The organism is Roseateles chitinivorans, from assembly GCF_002761755.1.
Classification (GTDB): Bacteria; Pseudomonadota; Gammaproteobacteria; order Burkholderiales; family Burkholderiaceae_C; genus Roseateles; species Roseateles chitinivorans.
Map to the genome: position 1 here is coordinate 1 of NZ_PEOG01000217.1, position 441 is coordinate 441.

Below are 441 nucleotides of genomic sequence, written 5' to 3' on the forward strand. Positions count from 1 at the left end.
CTTGCTCGACGGGATACTTCCTCGGCATGCCGGGTGCGGCACACCGGCGGCCGGACACTGAGAAACGGAAAAATCATCCACTAACATCGAGCGATGGCATTGTGCAGTACGACCGCGCCGGTCGACCTGCGGAGCGACGGTAAACGCAATCGGGACCGCATTCTCGAAGTGGCCCGCCACCACATCGCCGAGCGTCGCCTCGAGCTACCGATGAACGTCATCGCCCGCGAAGCCGGTGTTGGCGTGGGCACGGTGTATCGACACTTCCCCACCCGTCAGTCACTGTTGGAAACCGTTGCGGCCGATGGCTTCGGTGAGATCACGACGATCTCACGCAGAGCCGCTCACGAGCCCGATCCAGCCAAGTCACTCCGCAAACTTCTCGGTGGATCCGTGAAGTGCCTACACCGGTATCCCGGACTGGCACCCGTTCTGGAATCC

At 62.1% G+C, this 441-nt stretch carries 1 protein-coding gene; it reads left to right on the plus strand.

Annotation, left to right across the window (positions count from 1 at the left end; all coding sequences use genetic code 11):
- Positions 1–93: 93 nt before the first annotated feature.
- A partial coding sequence (locus CS062_RS25435) for a TetR/AcrR family transcriptional regulator (protein ID WP_143742556.1) occupies positions 94–441 on the plus strand: 348 nt, incomplete at its 3' end.